The 17,965-nt window shown below is 60.1% G+C and carries 13 protein-coding genes; 5 read left to right on the top strand and 8 right to left on the bottom strand.

The features are described from left to right. Nucleotides 1-245 precede the first annotated feature (245 nt). Nucleotides 246-749 (top strand): peptidylprolyl isomerase, encoded by a 504-nt coding sequence (locus BK662_RS12495; RefSeq protein WP_052967714.1) that lies wholly within the window; start codon nt 246-248, stop codon nt 747-749. Further along, nucleotides 746-1,498, top strand: a complete 753-nt coding sequence (gene lpxH, locus BK662_RS12490; protein ID WP_123358317.1) for a UDP-2,3-diacylglucosamine diphosphatase — start codon at nt 746-748, stop codon at nt 1,496-1,498. Before BK662_RS12495 ends, lpxH begins: the two co-directional genes overlap by 4 nt. A 124-nt stretch (nt 1,499-1,622) precedes the next feature. On the opposite strand, the gene BK662_RS12485 is transcribed toward lpxH, so the two are convergent. The 7 genes from BK662_RS12485 to BK662_RS12455 all read right to left on the bottom strand — a co-directional run bounded on the left by BK662_RS12485 (nt 1,623) and on the right by BK662_RS12455 (nt 12,833). Then, the gene (locus BK662_RS12485; protein ID WP_123358316.1) at nt 1,623-3,152 is read right to left on the bottom strand and encodes a DHA2 family efflux MFS transporter permease subunit; all 1,530 of its coding nucleotides are present in this window, start codon (nt 3,150-3,152) and stop codon (nt 1,623-1,625) included. 189 nt (nt 3,153-3,341) lie between these two features. After that, entirely contained in the window at nt 3,342-4,544 is a 1,203-nt protein-coding gene (locus tag BK662_RS12480; RefSeq protein WP_123358315.1) for an HlyD family secretion protein, read from the bottom strand. A 15-nt stretch (nt 4,545-4,559) separates the two neighbouring features. Beyond that, nucleotides 4,560-6,029: an efflux transporter outer membrane subunit gene (locus BK662_RS12475; protein ID WP_123358314.1), complete on the bottom strand. Its 1,470-nt coding sequence runs from the start codon at nt 6,027-6,029 to the stop codon at nt 4,560-4,562. After that, on the bottom strand, nt 6,019-6,498 hold the full coding sequence (locus BK662_RS12470; protein WP_123358313.1) for a MarR family winged helix-turn-helix transcriptional regulator: 480 nt from the start codon (nt 6,496-6,498) through the stop codon (nt 6,019-6,021). The genes BK662_RS12475 and BK662_RS12470 overlap by 11 nt, the downstream gene beginning before the upstream one ends. A 221-nt stretch (nt 6,499-6,719) precedes the next feature. After that, complete coding sequence (locus BK662_RS12465; protein ID WP_123358312.1) at nt 6,720-10,394, bottom strand: translocation/assembly module TamB domain-containing protein; 3,675 nt, start codon at nt 10,392-10,394, stop codon at nt 6,720-6,722. Next, entirely contained in the window at nt 10,391-12,118 is a 1,728-nt protein-coding gene (locus BK662_RS12460; RefSeq protein ID WP_123358311.1) for an autotransporter assembly complex protein TamA, read from the bottom strand. The genes BK662_RS12465 and BK662_RS12460 overlap by 4 nt, the downstream gene beginning before the upstream one ends. A gap of 64 nt (nt 12,119-12,182) precedes the next feature. Beyond that, nucleotides 12,183-12,833 (bottom strand): GNAT family N-acetyltransferase, encoded by a 651-nt coding sequence (locus tag BK662_RS12455; protein ID WP_123358310.1) that lies wholly within the window; start codon nt 12,831-12,833, stop codon nt 12,183-12,185. 301 nt (nt 12,834-13,134) lie between these two features. Between BK662_RS12455 and xthA the strand changes: the two genes are divergently transcribed. Further along, on the top strand, nt 13,135-13,947 hold the full coding sequence (gene xthA, locus BK662_RS12450; protein ID WP_123358309.1) for an exodeoxyribonuclease III: 813 nt from the start codon (nt 13,135-13,137) through the stop codon (nt 13,945-13,947). A gap of 152 nt (nt 13,948-14,099) precedes the next feature. Beyond that, the gene (locus tag BK662_RS12445) at nt 14,100-15,440 is read left to right on the top strand and encodes a substrate-binding domain-containing protein (protein WP_123358308.1); all 1,341 of its coding nucleotides are present in this window, start codon (nt 14,100-14,102) and stop codon (nt 15,438-15,440) included. 164 nt (nt 15,441-15,604) lie between these two features. Here BK662_RS12445 and BK662_RS12440 read toward each other — a convergent pair whose 3' ends face one another. Beyond that, nucleotides 15,605-16,834, bottom strand: coding sequence for an acyl-CoA dehydrogenase (locus BK662_RS12440; RefSeq protein ID WP_123358307.1), 1,230 nt, complete (start codon nt 16,832-16,834; stop codon nt 15,605-15,607). A gap of 169 nt (nt 16,835-17,003) precedes the next feature. Here BK662_RS12440 and BK662_RS12435 point away from each other — a divergent pair, with 169 nt between their 5' ends. Then, nucleotides 17,004-17,933, top strand: a complete 930-nt coding sequence (locus BK662_RS12435) for a LysR family transcriptional regulator (RefSeq protein ID WP_123358306.1) — start codon at nt 17,004-17,006, stop codon at nt 17,931-17,933. Nucleotides 17,934-17,965: the final 32 nt, after the last annotated feature.

Here is a 17,965-nt window from a genome sequence, read left to right as displayed (position 1 = left end):
TGCGCGGCCAGTTGGCCAAATCAAAGCGGCTGTTATAAATCAAAGGGGCTTATCATAGCCGATGCTGTCAAGTGGCTGACAGAGCAGCCCGGCAATCGGCTGCATTTAATCGGTTGCCAATGAAAAACAGCCTCGAAATTCGCGCCCGGCACGCTAAACTGCCTGCCTTGGCCGACACTGGCCGGACTGGTTGAGGGCCTGAACGCCCCGAAACCCACGAATTCATAGAAAAAAGAGTACCGATCATGACCCAAGTCAAACTGACCACCAACCATGGCGACATCGTCCTGGAACTGAACGCTGAGAAAGCCCCGATCACCGTGGCCAACTTCATCGAGTACGTCAAAGCCGGTCACTACGAAAACACTGTTTTCCACCGTGTCATCGGTAACTTCATGATCCAGGGCGGCGGTTTCGAGCCAGGCATGAAAGAAAAGAAAGACAAGCGCCCAAGCATCCAAAACGAAGCCGACAACGGCCTGCCGAACGTGAAGTACAGCGTAGCCATGGCCCGCACCATGGAGCCGCATTCGGCTTCCGCCCAGTTCTTCATCAACGTGGCTGACAACAGCTTCCTGAACCACAGCGGCAAAACCGCTCAGGGTTGGGGCTACGCCGTATTCGCCAAAGTAGTCGAAGGCACCGACGTGGTCGACAAGATCAAAGGCGTGGCCACGACTTCCAAAGCCGGCCACCAGGACGTACCAGCAGAAGACGTGATCATCGAGAAAGCCGAGATCATTGAGTGATACTGCTGATTTCAGACTTGCATCTGGAAGAGGAGCGCCCGGACATTACCCGGGCGTTTCTGGATTTGCTCGCTGGACGTGCCCGCTCAGCGAGTGCGTTGTACATTCTGGGCGACTTTTTCGAGGCGTGGATTGGCGACGATGCCATGACGCCGTTCCAGCGTTCCATCTGCCAGGCCCTGCGCGAACTTAGCGACAGCGGCACGGCCATTTTTCTGATGCACGGCAATCGCGACTTCATGCTTGGCCAGGTCTTCTGCAAACAGGCCGGCTGCACGTTGTTGAAAGACCCGAGTGTCGTGCAGTTTTACGGTGAGCCGGTGCTGTTGATGCACGGCGACAGCCTCTGCACCCGTGACGTCGGCTATATGAAGCTGCGACGTTACCTGCGCAACCCGATCACCCTGTTTATCCTGCGGTATCTGCCCTTGCGCACTCGCCACAAACTGGCGCGCAAGCTGCGCAGCGAAAGCCGCGCGCAAACGCGGATGAAGGCCAATGACATTGTTGATGTCACGCCGGAAGAAGTGCCGCGAGTCATGCAGCATTATGGCGTGAAAACCTTGATCCACGGGCACACCCATCGCCCGGCCATCCACAAGTTGCAGATTGGCGAGCAGTCGGCCAAACGCATTGTGTTGGGGGATTGGGATCGTCAGGGCTGGGCGTTGCAGGTGGATGAGCAAGGGTTTGCGTTGGCGCCGTTCGACTTCACCCCGCCGCCACAACTGGCAGCACCCCCAAACTAACGGCCAAAACACAAAACCCTTGTGGGAGCGAGCCTGCTCGCGATAGCGGAGTATCACTCAACAAAGATGTTGAATTTGAATCCGCTATCGCGAGCAGGCTCGCTCCCACAGGGATTGTGTTCCACTAATGGCCTGCCGAGGCCGGTCCTGCCTTCGCCGCAAACGGCGGTTTCGCCAGCCACACCAGCAGAATCAACCCCATGAACGCCCATCCCAGCAACGTGAAGTAATCCACGGTGGAGAGCATGTACGCCTGGCTGGTCAGCACATGGTCCAGCTGCGCGTAGGCCGGGTTACCCGCCCCGCCCAACGCATTCAAGGCATCCCGGGTCGCCGGCTCATACGTGGTGATGCTTTCACTCAAATACGCATGGTGCTGATCGGCGCGGCGAATCCAGATCCAGGTGGTCAACGACGCCGCAAAACTGCCGCCCAAGGTCCGCAGGAACGTCGCAAGGCCTGCGCCATCGGCAATCTGGCTCGGCGGCAAATCCGACATTAAAATGCTCAAGGTCGGCATAAAGAACAGCGCCACGCCAATGCCCATGAACAGCTGCACCAAAGCGATGTGCTGGAAGTCCACTTCGTTGGTAAACCCGGCACGCATGAAGCAACTCAAACCGATGCACAGGAACGCACCACCGGCCAGCAATCGCAGATCGAACTTGTGCGCGTACTTGCCGACAAACGGCGACAGCAGCACCGGCAGAATGCCGATCGGCGCCACCGCCAGCCCCGCCCAAGTCGCGGTATAGCCCATCTGGGTTTGCAGCCATTGCGGCAGTATCAGGTTGATCCCGAAGAACCCGGCGTAACCCAACACCAGCACAATGGTGCCGATGCGGAAATTGCGGTAAGCGAACAGCCGCAGGTTGACCACCGGGTGTTTGTCGGTCATTTCCCAGATCACGAACACCGCCAGTGCTATCACCGAAATGGCCGCGCCGATCAGGATGAAATTCGATTCGAACCAGTCCAGGTCATTGCCCTTGTCGAGGATCACCTGCAACGCTCCGACACCGATGATCAACGTGATCAAACCCACGTAATCCATCGGCTGGTAACTGGTCACCACCGGCCGCGTCTTCAGCTGCGAGCGCACGACCATGACCGCAAAAACACCGATCGGTACGTTGATAAAGAAAATCCACGGCCAGCTGTAGCTGTCGGTGATCCAGCCGCCGAGAATGGGCCCTGCAATCGGCGCCACCACCGTGACCATCGCCAGCAACGCCAGGGCCATGCCTCGCCTGGCGGGCGGATAGACCGCGATCAACAGCGTCTGCGTCATCGGATACAACGGCCCGGCCACCAGGCCTTGCAGCACCCGAAAGCCGATCAGCTCCGGCATCGAAGTCGAAATGCCACAGAGAAACGAGGCCAGCACGAACAGTATCGTTGCCCAGAGAAACAGCTTCACCTCACCAAAGCGCCGACTGAGCCAACCGGTCAGCGGCAGTGCAATGGCGTTGCTCACGGCAAACGAGGTGATGACCCAGGTGCCCTGCTCCGAACTCACGCCCAGGTTGCCGGAAATCGTCGGCAAGGCCACGTTGGCGATGGTGGTGTCGAGCACCTGCATGAAAGTCGCCAGCGACAGGCCGATGGTGCTGAGCAGCAGGCTGGGCGGCGTGAAAGACGCGTTATTGCTCATCGCAAATCCTTTGAAACCTGATTGGCGCAGCGCCTGTTACTGACGCAGCTGACCTTGTGGGAGCGAGCCTTTGTGGCGAGGGAGCTTGCTCCCGCTGGGTCGCGAAGCGACCCCAAAAGCTTTGCGACTGCTTCGCAGCCGAGCGGGAGCAAGCTCCCTCGCCACAAAGGCTCGCTCCCAGGGTCGGTGTCAGCGGTGTGCGGTTTTACTGACCGCTGCGCTGTTGTCGTGGATCAATTGGGTGATCATCGCGTCGGCCTCGGCCAACTGACGGTCGTAGATGCCGGTGCTGAACGACGCCTTTTGCGGCGGCTGTTGCGCCAGCACCGGACCGCTCTGGTCACGCAGGTTCACATCGACCTGAGTCGACAGGCCGACCCGCAATGGGTGCTTGGCCAGCTCTTCGGCGTTGATGTGAATCCGCACCGGCACCCGCTGGACGATCTTGATCCAGTTACCGGTAGCGTTCTGCGCCGGCAGCAAGGCAAACGCGCTGCCGGTCCCGGCGCCGAGGCTGTCGATGGTGCCGCTGTATTTGACGTCGCTGCCGTAAAGGTCGGCCTCGATGTCCACCGGCTGACCGATGCGCATGTCACGCAGTTGGGTTTCCTTGAAGTTGGCGTCGATCCACAGCTGATCCAGCGGAATCACCGCCATCAGCGCGGTGCCTGGTTGGACCCGCTGACCCAGTTGCACGCTGCGTTTGGCAACGTAACCGGTGACCGGCGCGATCAAGGTGCTGCGGGCATGGGTCAGGTACGCCTGACGCAATTGCGCGGCGGCGGACATCACGTCTGGATGCGACGACACCACGGTGTCATCCACCAGCGCGCTGGTGGTCATAAGTTGCTGCTTGGCGTTGGCCAGGGCGTTTTGCGCCGAGGTCAGGTCGTCGCGGGCGTGGGACAGTTCTTCCTGGGAAATCGCCCCGCCAGCGGCAAGGTTTTTCCGGCGATTGAAGTTGTCCTGAGCCTTTTGCACTTCGGCCTGCTGCGCATTGACCTGGGCTTTCATGCCGTCGACATTGCTGTACAAGCCGCGCACCTGGCGCACGGTGCGAGCCAGATTGGCCTGGGCACTTTGCAGACCGACTTCAGCGTCGTTCGGGTCAAAGTTGACCAGCACCTGGCCTTCGTGGACCAGATCGCCATCGTCGGCACCAATGCTGACCACAGTCCCGGTGACCAACGGAGTGATTTCCACCACGTTGCCGTTCACGTAGGCATCGTCGGTGCTTTCGTTCCAGCGACCGAAGAATTCGTGATAACCCCAGACGCCGAGCCCGGCGAGGATCACCACGATGGTTAGTACAAACAGCATCACTTTGCGTTTGCGTGGATTGCTCGTGTCTTGAGCGTTGTCAGGGGCTTGGGATGTATCGACAGTGGCCATGACGGGTACCTTGAATTAGTTGTGCTGCGTGGCTGGGGTTGCGTTGGCCGCGGTCAGGGTTTCGCCCTGGAAGCCGCCGCCCAGCGCTTGCATCAGTTGAATCGACAGGTCGATCTGCTCGGCATTCAGGTTGGCCAGCTGACGCTGGGCCTGGAGCAATTGCTGCTCGATGCTGAGCACGTCCAGGTAATTACCGATGCCGGAACCGTAGCGTTGGACCACGGTGTTGTAAGAATCCTGGGCAATGTCGGTGGCGTGCTGCTGGGTGCCGATTTGCCGGCCGATATCGCGCAACTGGTTGATGGTGTCGCTGACATCGCCCAGGGCTTTCACCAGGCTTTTGTTGTACTGCGCCACCGCGAGGTCGTAATCGGCGTCGCGGGAATCAAGGTCGGCCCGCAAACGGCCGCCGTCGAAAATCGGCACCGAGATCGTTGGCGCGACATTGAAGAAGCGACTCGCAGAACCGAACATCGCATCGCCCAGCAACGACTCGACACCCGCCGCCGCGCTCAGGTTGAGGTTGGGGTAAAACTGAGTCTTGCCCGCCGCGATGTTTTTGCTCGCGGCTTCAACCCGCCAGCGTGCCGCCACCAGGTCCGGACGACGACCAAGCAGTTCCGCCGGCAGCACCGACGGCAAAGCCACGGCGCTGGCCTGGAGAACTTTCGGTCGGGCGATTTCATTGCCGCGATCCGGGCCTTTGCCCAGCAGCACCGCCAAGGCGATTTTCGCGCTTTGCAGGCGTTTCTCGGCGTCGATCAGGCTGGCTTCGGCGCTGGCTTCCAGGCTTTCGGTCTGTTGAAACTGGTACTGACTGTCGATCCCCGAGCTCAGGCGACGCTGGCTGAGGTCGAGCATTTGTTGGGTGCGCTTGAGGTCTTCACTGGCCAGGTCATGGATGATGTGCGCCTGCCCCAGATCGCTGTAGGCGCGGGCGACATCGGCAGACAAGGTCAGCTGCGCGGCCTGCTGATCGACTTCGGCGGCACGGGCCTGGCCCAATGCGGCTTCCCAGGCATCGCGCTGACCGCCCCAAAGGTCGAAGTTGTAATTGAAACTCGCACCGAGATTACGCACGGTGGAATAGGTGCCGCCCTGCCCGCTCGGGTCCTGATCGCGGGCCAGACGCGAACGGCTGACACCAGCGCTGGCATCCAGGGTCGGCATCCGCGCGGCGTCGGCGGCATAGGCAGCGGCACTGGCCTGATGGGCGCGGGCGTCGGCGATCTGCATGTCGGGGCTGTCGTGCAGGGCTTCGCGGATCAGGCCATCGAGTTGCGGATCGCCAAGGCTTTTCCACCAATCGCTTTTTGGCCACGCGGCGGGCGACAGGGTCACGCCGTTGAGGGATTGCCCGGCCTTGAGATTTTTCGCATCGAGGCTGACGCCTTCGGTGGTCAGGCCGCTGTAACTGGCACAACCGGCGAGGCTCATGGCCAACAGCACCAGGCTCAGACCGGTACGCAGGCTTTTACTGTTCATGGCCACCTACCCGCAGCAGAGTGATTGAGTCACCCGCGGCTACCAGAATTTTCTTCAGGATCTGTTCCAGGGTTTTCAATTCTTCCGGCGTGATGGCGCCGGCCAGCTCATTCATGGCATCGGCGCCGATCTGCGGCAGCTGATCGGTCAGCTGCTGGCCCTGTTCGGTCAGCACCAACTGAACCTGACGCCGGTCTGCCTCGGAGCGTTGGCGGGCGAGGAAACCTTTCTGTTCCAGACGATCGAGCATGCGGGTCATCGAACCGCTGTCCAGCGACAGGTGACGGCACAGCTCGGCCGGGGTATCGACACCGAACTGGGCCATGATGATCAGCACTTTGAACTGCGCGGCGGTGATGCCATGGGGTTCCATGTGCGTGTCGATGATCCGGTCCTTGAGCAGCGCGGCGCGCCCGAGCAAAAGGCCGAGATGGCAATTATGGAAATCGTATGAGGAGAAATGTTTCATCTGACCGCCAATTAGCTGCCTAAGCAGAGAATGTATGTCGAGATGTTACTGCCTAGGCAGAGAATGTCAACGCAATAGTTAGGCTGCTTTGTATTTGACTGATAAATGGCAGCCGTTAGACCGCTATCGCGAGCAGGCTCGCTCCCACAGGTTCGGTGTGATCCCTGTGGGAGCGAGCCTGCTCGCGATAGCGGCAACTCGGTTTGGAGAAAGTACGCGGGTTAGAAATCCCGCTTGTAGAAGATGTCCAGCGAACTGGCCACGCCGCTGGCGGCTTCGAGGTAGACCTTTTTGCTCAGTTTGTAGCGCAAGGCGATGGTGTTGGCCGGCTCGAACACGCCGACGCCATAACGCAGGCTGAGTTTCTCCGAAATATTGCCGCTGGCCACCACTGCGGTGTTGGTACCGCTGCCCTGAGTATCGAGCTGGAAGTCCTGAATGCCCAGATCCTTGGCCAAGCCGCTGGTCACGCCGGAGCTGCCCATCAAGCCCAACCCGAGGGCGGCCTGGGCGAGCATGTTGTTGTCTTCACCGGTCGTGCTCAACGGACGCCCCAGCACCAGATAGGACAATGCCTGCTCCTGACTCATCGCCGGTTCGGAAAAGATCTGCGTGGTCGGCTGCTCGGCGCTGCCACTCAGGCGAATGCCGGCGATGACGTCGTCGGTCTGGCGAATCGCTTCGATATCGAGGTACGGCTGATCGATGGGACCGGCAAACAACAGACGCGCCCGGCGCACCGTCAGTCGCTGACCGTAGGCGCGATATCGCCCGTCGTTGAGCCAGAGCTCGCCTCGGGTGTCCATGTTGTCACCGATATGCACATGACCTTGCAGGTTGGCGGTCAGGCCAAACCCGGTAAAACTCAGCTTGTCCTCCCCCACCACCACATCGATGTCCATCGCCATGGCCATCGGCGGTTTGCCCTCTTCAGTCTGCTGACCGACGATCACCGTGTCATCGGAGACCTTGACGGTTGATGGCGGCAGTTCGCGCACGGTGATTTCGCCCTTGGGCACCAGCACCTTGCCGACGATCGCCAGTCTGTCGTCCTTCATGGAAATCTTCAGGTCCGGCGCGACTTCCAGCGCGGCGTAGGGCTCAACGGTGACCGGTAAATGCGAGCCCTTGAGCGCCAGATCCACCACCAGCGCCTGGCCCCAGGCAATGTTGCCATTGAGGCTGCCCTGCCCGCTCTTGCCGCTTTTCCAGCCGCCGTTCAGTTGCACGGTTTCACCGGCAATCACGGCTTGAAGTTGCAAGGCTTGGAGCGCCATCGGCAGTTCAGGCCCGGAGATTTCACCGTCGCGCAGCTCAAGGTTGCCGTTGACCAGCGGCGCCAGCAGCCCGCCGGACAATGTGCCGCTGCCGCTCAAATGCCCGGTGAGTTTCTCGACCATCGGCACAAACGGCCGCGCCACCGACAAGTCCAGACCACTGAGGCGGAATGAACCGGTCAGCGGTTTGTTCTTCGGCAGCGGGTTGATCTGCGCCTGAACCATCAGCTCACCGAGCTTGCCGCCGACAAAGTTGAGGTCGGTGTCGATGCGTTTCGGCGTGAGTTTGCTGGTGAGTTTCAGGGTCTGGTACGGGAAGTCCAGCCATTGCTCCTTCTCGCGCATACGCAAGGTGCCGCCACTGGCGTCGATGCTGATCTGGCCGTTCGGGCCGCTGGCCGGTAAATCCAGTTGCAGATCGGCGTTGAGCTTGCCCTTCCAGGCGAAATCCTTCGGCAGCCATTGCGCCAAGCTGTCGATGGGGAATTGCTTGAGGTGGTAACGCAGCTTCGGCTCGGGCATCAAACGCTGGTCTTCGCCGCACAGGCTGGCCGGGCCGGACATCCAGCAATGGGCGCCGAAGTTGATTTTGCCGTCCGCCAGTCGCTCGAGCTTCGCCGGATTTTGCAGCTTCCAGTCCTGACCGCCAGCCTGGATATCGCCACTGGCCAGGCGCCCGCGCCAGTTGCCCTTATCCAGTGCGCCGTCGAGACCGAGCGCCAGTTTCAGCTTCGGTCCTTGCAGGTCGAGGGCGAGTTTCTGGTTTTTGATGTCGCCCTGACCGCTGGCGGTCAACGTGCCCAGTGACGTGTCGCCGGTCTGAATGCCGCTGCCCTTGAGGTCGATCTTCGCCCGCTGAGCGCTGTCGAGGGTGGCGTCCAGATTGAGGCTTTGCAGGCGATTGTCTTCGAACGCCAGTTGCGTGCCTTGCAGGCCGAGCTTGCCTTGTGGCGCTTTGAGCGTGCCGGCGACATCGACCCGGCCATTGAGCTGACCGCGCAGTTGCGGCCAGAGCTGGGCCAGACGCGGCATCTTGATGTCGATCCGGCCGGCGAGTTTCTGTTGCAGGCTGCCCTGACCATTGATGCTGTTGTCACCGAGACGAACCTGCAATGCACTGAGGTTCCATCGCTCGCCGCCACCATCGGCCTTGGCTTGCAATATGGCCGGTTGCCCGCGCAGCTTGCCTTTCAGGTCCAGGTCGGCGGTCAGGCTGAGCGTTTCGTTCTTCATCTCGCCTTTGCTGCGCAAGGGACCGGCCAACGTGCCTGGCAACTCCGCGAGCCAGTACGCCGGGTTGATTGCCGAGAGGTCCAGCGCCGTATCCCAGGCGATACCGTCGGCAAACTGCAGATTCAGGTGCCCTTCGGCCTTGCCCTGCCCGGCTTCGAGTTTGAATTGCGGCAGGTGGATTTTGGTCAGATCGCCGCTGAACGGGCTGTTCAGGCTGAACGCCCCGGCCGGGCCATCCAGTGCGGCTTTGAAGTTACCGATGTAGTTGCCGTCGGTGTAGGAGACTTCACCGTTGAAGCTGCGCAGCGCCACTTGCGGCTCGTCGATCAGCGGATAGAGACGGTGCCACGGGAAATCCAGCCAGTCGATTTTCGCCTCGGCATTCAGGCCTTTGCTCCAATCCACTTGCCCGGTGAGCTTGAGGCTTTGTTTGTCGTTGGCCGTCAGGTCGAGGCCAGCGATCTGCGCGCCCTTGGCGTCGACCTTGCCTTGCAGCAATAGCGCAACCGGGCCTTGCTCTGCGGGTAACATGGCTTTACCGAGCAATTGGTAACCGTTTTTCAGATCGCCGTCGCCGGTGAGTTCCAGTTGATTGAGTTGCAAGGTATCCGGTAGATCGGCGCTGGGTTTGAAGCCGTCGGCGGTGATGCGCACGTTGGCCGGCAGGTTTTCCGCCAGCGGTTGCAGCTCGCCAGTGAGTTGGCCATTCAGGTAGCCGCTGCTGTCGGCTTTCAGGTTCAGGGTTTTCAGCAAATCACCGTCGACCTTCAGGACCAGTGCCCATGGTTCGGTACCCGGCGACGGCAGGGTCAGTTTGCCTTCAGCGGTCAGCGGCCAGTTACCGCTCGGTTGCAACAGCCCGGACAGGTTCAGGCTCAGTTCATCACGCTGCAAATGCACCGAGTCGATCTGCAAACCCTTCTCGGTCCAGTGCGCCGCCAGTTGCAGCCCCTTGAGTTCTTCGCTGCCATTGAACACCAGACGCCCGATTTTGACGTCGCCCAATTCGATGGCCAGCGGCAATTTCAAGTCCGGCAGACTGATCGGGCCACTGCTTTGCTCTTCCACGCCCGGCGGGAATTGCAGGCTGACCTGCTCGGCCTGCAATTGCTCGATGCACAACGTCATGCGCATCAGGCACAGCGGCGACCAGGCGAAAATCGCTTTGTTCAGCTCAACCCGGCTGCTGTCCTGCTGCCACACCAGATGATCGGCGCTCCACTGCCCACCCAAACGGCCCTGGAAATTCTCCACGGTCAAACCCGGCACAAACCCGAGGGCCCAGCGACTGCCCGTCGGAGTGCCCAGCACGGTCACCAGTGTCAGCACGATCAGCATCAGCAGCGCCGGAATCGCCAGCAGCGTTATTTTCAAACCACGCTTCACAGCTCAGGCCCCATGGAAAAGTGCAGTCGAATGCCGCCGTCGTCGTCCATCGCGTGGGCCAGGTCGAGGCGAATCGGCCCCACCGGCGAAACCCAGCGTACGCCGATACCGACACCCGTCTTCAGGTTCGGCAGTTCGAGTGTGTTGAAGGAGTTGCCCTGGTCGATGAAGGTAGCGACCCGCCATTTTTCGGCGATGGAGTATTGATACTCGACGCTGCCGGCCACCATGTAACGGCCACCGATACGGTCGCCATCGGAGTTTTCCGGGGACAGGCTCTGGTAATCGTAACCGCGCACACTCTGATCGCCACCGGCAAAGAAACGCAAGGACGGCGGCACCGATTTGTAGCCGTTGGTGGCGCTGCCGCCGACCTGCACCCGACCGAGCAAGCGGTGTTTGTCGAAGACCGTAGTCAGGCCTTTGACCAGCGCCGTGCCGTAGACCAGATTGGTGTCCGAACCCAGTCCTTCCTTGGCGACTTTGGTTTCGAATTGCAGACGATAGCCGTTGTGCGGATCGATGCGGTTGTCACTTTTCAGGTACGAATAGCTCACGCCGGGCATCAGTAAGGTGCTGAGCCCCGAATCGTCACCGAGTTGGTATTCCTCGCGTTGCCACTTGAGCGACACCACCCGCTGCCAGCCGCTGGGCAACTTGCTGTGCCACTCGGGACCGAGGGTCAGCAGCTTGCTGAGGGTATCGGTGCCAGCGATTTCTTCATACTGATAACCACCGGCAAAGCGCAGTTTGTCGGTCAATGGTGGGTCCAGCGGAACGTCGTAAAACAGCCCGACGTTCTGCCGTGGCGCCGAAATCTCGGCCTCCCAGCCATAGCTGTGCCCCTGAGGATTAACCCAATGACGGGTCCAGTTGGCTTTGACCCGTGGACCGACGTCGGTGGAAAAACCCAGGCCGAGCCCCATGGTCCTTGGCTTGCGGGTTTCGAGTTTGACCGCCACCGGTATCACGTCGTCCTTGGACGCGGTCGGTGCTGCGTCCACGCGCACGCCCTCGAAATAGCCGCTCGATTGCAGCGCCTGATTGAGTTCGGCGATCAGTTCGGAGTCATAGGGCGTACCGGCCTTGAACGGCACCATGCGTTGCAGCAGGTCTTCATCGAACGGTGTGTCGCCTTCAAAACTGACTTTGCCCAGCGCATAGCGCGGGCCGCTGTCGTAGATCAATTCGATGTCGGCGACGCCGGCACGCGGGTCCACCAACAGTTTCTGGCGGGTGAAATGTCCACTGAAAAAGCCATAGCGAGAGGCCTGGTTCTGGATCAGCCGCTTGGCGTCTTCGTAACGGCCATGGTTAAGTACTGCGCCGGGTTTCAGCAGGTCGCTTTTCGGTACACGAAAGGATTTGAACGAGGCCGCCGGGCCGTCGATGCGTACCGTGACGTTGCGCAAATGGATCGGCTCGCCGGGGTCGATATTCAACACCAGGCGCGGCGTCTTGCCGCCCTTCACGTCGCTGTCGATTTGCGGCTGGTAATAACCCAAGGCCTGGGCGGCCTTGCGCGCCTGTTCTTCGGCGCCACGACTGAAGCGCAGCAAGGCTTCTTCATCGCGATCGCCGAGGCTACCGATATAGCCCTCTATATTGGCCTTCAGTTCATCGTTGGACGGTTTGATCCGCACATCCAATTCACTTTGCGCCAGCGCCGCGCAGCTGGAGATCAGCATCAGCACGCCACTGGTAAATCTTCCGGAAAACTTCATAGCGCGGATGCTATCACGAGCCTAGGGGCCTGATAGAGCCTGACCTGCCGCGAAAGTTCTACCTTTATGCCGTTGCTGTTTGTAACACCTGCGGGTTGGCGTGGAAAAACACGTGCTCACGAATCGGCCCCACGGCCACTTCGCCGATCTCCTCGTAGCCCTGTCGCTTATAGAACTCCAGATAACGAGGGTTCCCGGTGTCGAGGATCACGCCCTGGGAGTGCTCATCGACCGCGCACCAGTTATGGACCGCTTGCAGCAATTGTTCGCCGAAATGTTTGCCCTGAAATTGCGGGTGAACCCCCAGTAATGGCAAGACATGCACCGAGTCGGACGGCACACACGCCATCACGGCGGCGTGGTAATCGAGGTAACGTCGGGTACAGCGAAACCCGGTGCTGAGCACCATCCGCAGGCGCCAGGCCCAGCTTTCGGTGATGCCCAAGCGGCGTTGCGGCGGCGCAATCAGGGCGATGCCGATCAAGCGGTCATTCACCAACAGGCCGATGGCCGGCAAGTCCTGCAAAAAGTGCTGTTTGACCAGTTCACGCACCGTCGCCCGTACCCGCTGTTCATAACCGGGGCGCTCGGCTTCGAACAGATAGCCGAACGTCGGCTCGTGCCGGTACGCCTGGTACAGCAGGGAACGTGCTTCGCGGGAATAGCCGCTGTCGAGCATGTGAATATCGGCGATGACGGTCGAGGTTTCGGGCATAACGGTAGATCTCCCCTGGGCGCGGCTAAAAAATGGCGGCGCTCTTATTGTTACGAGCGTGTTGGCGCTTGCACAGTTCCTGACTGATCCGAAATCAGTGGTGGTACTTAAACCGTCATCGCGAGCAGGCTCGCTCCCACAAGGTATAGACCAGACTCATAACCTGTGGGAGCGAGCCTGCTCGCGATTGGGCCATAACGGCCTACACAAAGCTGACGGGCAAAAACGAATCGCCTCACCCCAAGGCTGGCCCCGTTCCTACATGTCAGCTAGCATCGCACTTTTGCCAGGACTGCCGACCATGAAGATCGTCTCCTTCAACATCAACGGGCTGCGCGCTCGCCCGCATCAGCTGGCGGCGCTGATTGAGAAACATCAACCAGACGTGATCGGATTGCAGGAAACCAAGGTCCACGACGACCAGTTTCCCTTGGCCGAGGTTCAGGCACTGGGTTATCACGTGCATTTCCATGGGCAAAAAGGCCACTACGGCGTAGCCCTGCTCTCGCGCCAGGAACCGATTGCGTTGTACAAGGGCTTCACCACTGACGAAGAAGATGCTCAGCGGCGCTTCATCTGGGGCACGTTCGCCGACGCCAATGGCGTGCCTGTGACCATCATGAACGGCTATTTCCCACAGGGCGAAAGCCGCGATCACCCCACCAAATTCCCGGCCAAGGAACGTTTCTACAGCGATTTGCAGCAGTTACTGGAAAGCCAGTTCAGCAATGATCAACCGATTGTGGTGATGGGTGATGTGAACATTTCCCCGGAAGACTGCGACATCGGCATCGGCCCGGACAACATGAAACGCTGGCTGAAAACCGGCAAATGCAGCTTCCTGCCGGAAGAACGCGAGTGGATGGCCCGCCTGAAGAATTGGGGCCTGGTGGACAGTTTCCGTCACCTGAACCCGGACGTTGCCGACCGTTTCAGTTGGTTCGACTACCGCAGCCGCGGGTTTGAAGATGAACCCAAGCGCGGGCTGCGGATTGACTTGATCATGGCGTCCCATGGGTTGTTGCCGCGAGTGAAGGATGCCGGCGTGGATTACGACTTGCGCGGGATGGAAAAACCCTCCGATCACGCGCCGATCTGGCTTGAGTTGAGCTAAAAGCAAAAGATCGCAGCCTGCGGCAGCTCCTACAGGGTGTACACCGAACCAATGTAGGAGCTGCCGCAGGCTGCGATCTTTTGATCTGTCATCGTTCAGAAACCTTACTGACTTATTCTCCCGGCACTTTCCCAGGCTTATAAGGTGCCGGCATGACGCTGCGCGTGTTGTTTCTGTCGATGCTCGCCGCCCTGCTGCCATTAACGGTGTCGGCCAGCGACTTGCCGACGCCCGAACGTGGCCCGGTGCTGCGCATCCAGGGCTCCAACACGATTGGCGCGGCATTGGGCCCGGCGCTGGTCGAGGGGTTGATGCGTGAACAGGGCCTGCTCAAGGTTCACCGCGAAACCCCGGACAAAGCCAACGAACAACGCATCGTCGGCGAAACCGTTCAGGGACGCCGAGTCGAAGTGGAAGTCGCGGCCCACGGTTCCAGCACCGGGTTCAAAGCCCTGAAAATCGCCGCTGCCGATCTCGCGGCCTCCTCGCGCCCGATCAAGGACAGCGAACGGCTGGATCTCGAACCGCTGGGCGATCTGAAAAGCCCGGTTGCCGAGCAAGTCATCGCCATCGATGGGCTGGCAATCATCCTTCATCCGCACAATCCGCTGAAGCAACTCAACACCGTACAACTGGCGCGGATCTTCAGCGGCGAAGCGAAAACCTGGGAAGAACTCGGCGGCACCGGTGGGACGATTCATCTCTATGCGCGAGATGATCAATCGGGCACCTATGACACGTTCAAGGAACTGGTCCTCAGCCCGCGTGGGAAAACTCTGAGCGGCAACGCGAAACGGTTCGAATCCAGCGAGCAATTGTCCGACGCCGTCAGTCTGGACCCGCAAGGCATTGGCTTCATCGGTTTGCCTTATGTGCGTCAGGCCAAAGCCTTGGCCATTGTCGATGGCGATTCCCAGGCCATGCTGCCGCTCAACAGCCTGATCGCGACGGAAGATTACCCATTGTCCCGTCGGCTGTTCTTATACCTACCGCCGACCGGGAAAAATCCCTGGGCCCAAGCCTTGGTGAAATTCGCCCAAAGCAGCAAAGGCCAGGCGATCGTCGCGGCCAATGGTTTTATCGCACAGACCGTTCAGGCCATGACTGTCGCGCCGAATGCGTTGATGCCCGAGGGTTATCAGGCGCTCAGCCGCCATGCTCAGCGTTTGACGGTGAATTTCCGCTTCGAAGAAGGCAGCGCAGCGCTGGACAACAAGGCCCGACAAGACCTGTCGCGGGTGCTCGACTATATAAAGCAGCACGACAAAACCAATCGGCAAGTGACGCTGGTAGGGTTTGGCGACGCCAAGAGCGACCCGGCGCGGGCCGACCTGCTGTCGAAACTGCGGGCCATGGCGGTGCGGCGAGAGCTGGTGAAAAGCGGCGTGGTGTTTCGCGAGATTCGCGGTTTCGGCGCCGAGATGCCGGTGGCGACCAACAGCGGGGATGAGGGGCGGATCAAGAATCGGCGGGTTGAGGTTTGGGTGTATTGAAGTGAGCACCGACCATTGTGGCGAGGGAGCTTGCTCCCGCTCGGCTGCGAAGCAGTCGCGAAGTCAGACAACCCGGTACATCTGAAACAACCGGGTTGCCATATTTCAGGGCCGCTTCGCGCCCCAGCGGGAGCAAGCTCCCTCGCCACAAAAGCCCACCAGTCTTACTGACCGCTACGCATCATCTCTTTAGGCACATATTTGCCGATCTCGAACTTGCCGATCGCCGCGCGATGCACTTCGTCCGGGCCGTCGGCCAGGCGCAGGGTGCGTTGCATGGCGTACATGTAGGCCAGCGGGAAATCGTTGGAAACCCCTGCCCCGCCATGGATCTGGATCGCCCGGTCGATCACCCGCAATGCCACGTTCGGTGCGACGACTTTGATCTGCGCGATCTCGCTCTTCGCCACCTTGTTGCCGACCGTGTCCATCATGTACGCCGCTTTCAACGTCAGCAGGCGCGCCATATCGATCTCCATCCGCGAGTCGGCGATTTTGTCGATGTTACCGCCCAGACGCGCCAGGGGTTTGCCGAACGCAGTGCGGTTGATCGCACGTTTGCACATCAGCTCCAACGCACGCTCGGCCATGCCGATCGAACGCATGCAGTGGTGAATCCGGCCTGGGCCGAGGCGACCCTGAGCAATTTCGAAGCCGCGTCCTTCACCCAACAGGACGTTTTCGTACGGCACCCGGACGTTTTCGAACAACACTTCGGCATGGCCGTGAGGCGCGTCGTCATAACCGAACACCGGTAGCGGACGCACAATCTTCACGCCTGGGGTATCCACCGGCACCAGAATCATCGAGTGCTGCGCATGGCGCGGTGCATCCGGGTTGCTCAGGCCCATGAAGATCAGGATCTTGCAGCGTGGATCACAGGCCCCTGAGGTCCACCATTTCTTGCCGTTGATCACCCATTCGTCGCCATCACGCACAGCGCAGGCGGCCATGTTGGTGGCGTCGGACGAGGCCACATCCGGCTCGGTCATGGCGAACGCCGAGCGGATCTCGCCGCGCAACAGAGGTTCGAGCCAGCGTTGCTTCTGTTCTTCATTGGCGTAACGCACCAGCACTTCCATATTGCCGGTATCCGGCGCGGAGCAGTTGAACGGCTCAGGGCCCAGCAGCGAGCGGCCCATGATTTCCGCCAATGGCGCATATTCGAGGTTGGTCAGGCCGGCGCCGAGTTCGGATTCAGGCAGAAACAAATTCCACAGGCCTTCGGCCTTGGCCTTGAGTTTGAGTTCTTCCATGATCGCTGTCGGCTGCCAGCGATCGCCCTCGGCGACCTGGCGTTCGAACACCGCTTCAGCGGGATAAACGTAGGTGTCCATGAACGCAGTCACGCGCTCACGCAGTTCTTGCACTTTGGGCGAATAAGCGAAATCCATGGGCAGCTACCTTCTTACTTAAGGGAGGTTGTTCAGGGCATGCAATCGATGCTAGAACAGCGTTGATAATTTACCTAGCCTATTCTCGGCGTGTATTAACATTCATCACCGATATATGATCGACTGATCGAGCCCCCTTCCTGATAACAAGAGCAGAGAGCGCAGCGCAATGAATCTGAGCAAGGTCGACCTCAACCTTTTCATCGTCTTCGACGCGATCTACACCGAAGCCAACCTGACTCGCGCCGGGCAGATTGTCGGCATTACTCAACCGGCAGTCTCGAACGCTCTGGCCCGCCTGCGCGAGACCTTCAACGATCCGCTTTTCGTGCGCACCGCCCAAGGCATGGTGCCCACGCCGATGGCACAGAACATCATCGGCCCGGTACGTAATGCCCTTTCTTTGCTGCGGGTGTCGGTGCAGGAAAGCCGCATCTTCAACCCGTTGCAGGCGGTCAAGACCTACCGCATCAGCATGACCGACCTCACTGAAGCGGTGATCCTGCCGCCACTATTCCAGCGCCTGCGACGCCTGGCGCCGACGGTGATCATCGAAAGCTTCCTGTCCAAACGTCGCGAGACCACCAAGGAACTGGCGGCCGGGCGTCTGGATTTCGCGGTGGATGCGCCGCTCAACACCGACCCGCAGGTGCGCCACGTCAAGTTGATGGAAGACCGTTATGTGTGCGCCATGCGCAAGGGCCATCCGCTGGCGGGCAAAGAGAAATTCACCCTCGACGATTATCTGTCCCTGACCCACATCCACATCTCCAGCCGTCGCAGCGGTCTGGGCTATGTCGACCTGGCCCTGGGCAAAATGGGCATCCAGCGCAAAATCGCCCTGCGCTCCCAGCATTACCTGATGGCATCCCAGGTGTTGCAGCAGACCGACATGGTCATGACCGTGCCGGAACGCTTCGCCCGTCACCATGACTTGTACGCGGAGAACCTGCCGGTTAAAGAGGTCCCGCCGGTGGAAACTCACCTTTACTGGCACGAAAGCACCGACCAGGACCCGGCCAACCGCTGGATGCGCGAGCAGATGATCGAGTTGTGCCAACAGGTCACGGCGCATGAGAAGAAGCTCGATAAGGTGTAGGGCTTTGGACCGTAGCGCCCTCATCGCGAGCA

Origin of the sequence: Pseudomonas frederiksbergensis, from assembly GCF_003732275.1 — a bacterium.
GTDB classification, from domain to species: domain Bacteria; phylum Pseudomonadota; class Gammaproteobacteria; order Pseudomonadales; family Pseudomonadaceae; genus Aquipseudomonas; species Aquipseudomonas frederiksbergensis_H.
This window is presented reverse-complemented; position numbering and strand designations above follow the sequence as displayed.

Coding starts and splice junctions, on each gene's coding strand:
- BK662_RS12480 (WP_123358315.1), bottom strand. CDS start 4,544: ATGGCCACTGTCGATACATCCCAAGCCCCTGACAACGCTCAAGACACG.
- BK662_RS12435 (WP_123358306.1), top strand. CDS start 17,004: ATGAATCTGAGCAAGGTCGACCTCAACCTTTTCATCGTCTTCGACGCG.
- BK662_RS12495 (WP_052967714.1), top strand. CDS start 246: ATGACCCAAGTCAAACTGACCACCAACCATGGCGACATCGTCCTGGAA.
- xthA (WP_123358309.1), top strand. CDS start 13,135: ATGAAGATCGTCTCCTTCAACATCAACGGGCTGCGCGCTCGCCCGCAT.
- BK662_RS12460 (WP_123358311.1), bottom strand. CDS start 12,118: ATGAAGTTTTCCGGAAGATTTACCAGTGGCGTGCTGATGCTGATCTCC.
- BK662_RS12455 (WP_123358310.1), bottom strand. CDS start 12,833: ATGCCCGAAACCTCGACCGTCATCGCCGATATTCACATGCTCGACAGC.
- BK662_RS12445 (WP_123358308.1), top strand. CDS start 14,100: ATGACGCTGCGCGTGTTGTTTCTGTCGATGCTCGCCGCCCTGCTGCCA.
- BK662_RS12485 (WP_123358316.1), bottom strand. CDS start 3,152: ATGAGCAATAACGCGTCTTTCACGCCGCCCAGCCTGCTGCTCAGCACC.
- BK662_RS12440 (WP_123358307.1), bottom strand. CDS start 16,834: ATGGATTTCGCTTATTCGCCCAAAGTGCAAGAACTGCGTGAGCGCGTG.
- BK662_RS12475 (WP_123358314.1), bottom strand. CDS start 6,029: ATGAACAGTAAAAGCCTGCGTACCGGTCTGAGCCTGGTGCTGTTGGCC.
- BK662_RS12470 (WP_123358313.1), bottom strand. CDS start 6,498: ATGAAACATTTCTCCTCATACGATTTCCATAATTGCCATCTCGGCCTT.